Source organism: Streptomyces rubellomurinus, from assembly GCF_000961885.1.
Classification (GTDB): Bacteria; Actinomycetota; Actinomycetes; order Streptomycetales; family Streptomycetaceae; genus Kitasatospora; species Kitasatospora rubellomurina.
This window is the reverse complement of the sequence record NZ_JZKH01000320.1, coordinates 1-481: the sequence shown is the minus strand read 5'-3', so window position 1 is coordinate 481 and position 481 is coordinate 1. Positions and strand designations below refer to the sequence as shown.

Below are 481 nucleotides of genomic sequence, written 5' to 3'. Positions count from 1 at the left end.
CGAGCGGCTTCCCCGTCAAGGTCGCCGATTGCGCGGGCAAGGAGACCACCGTCACCAAGGCACCGACGAAGATCGTCACCAGCAACGCGGCCAGCCTTGCGCCGCCGCTGCGACTCGGCCCCGGCGACCGCGTCCTCGGCACCGGCTCCCCGCCCGCCGCCCGACTACCTGGTCCGGGTCCGTGCCGTACGGCCTACGGCCCCGCAGCAGTTCCACGCACGATCACCGACCAGGAGAGAATCCATGCGCCCTCGCGTCGTCTGCGGTATCGCGGCCGCCGTCGCCCTGTTCGCCACGGCCTGCGGAAGCGGCGCCGGGAACGGAAACGGGAACGGAAACGGGAACGGCGCCGCCGCGGCGGACACCGCCAAGGCCGCCCCGGCGAGCGGCTTCCCCGTCAAGGTCGCCGATTGCGCGGGCAAGGAGACCACCGTCACCAAGGCACCGACGAAGATCGTCACCAGCAACGCGGCCAGCCTTG

General features: G+C 72.1%; 1 pseudogene. It reads left to right on the top strand.

The window, feature by feature from the left end:
• Positions 1–243 precede the first annotated feature (243 nt).
• Positions 244–481: pseudogene (locus VM95_RS38020) on the top strand (hypothetical protein); the annotation flags it as partial.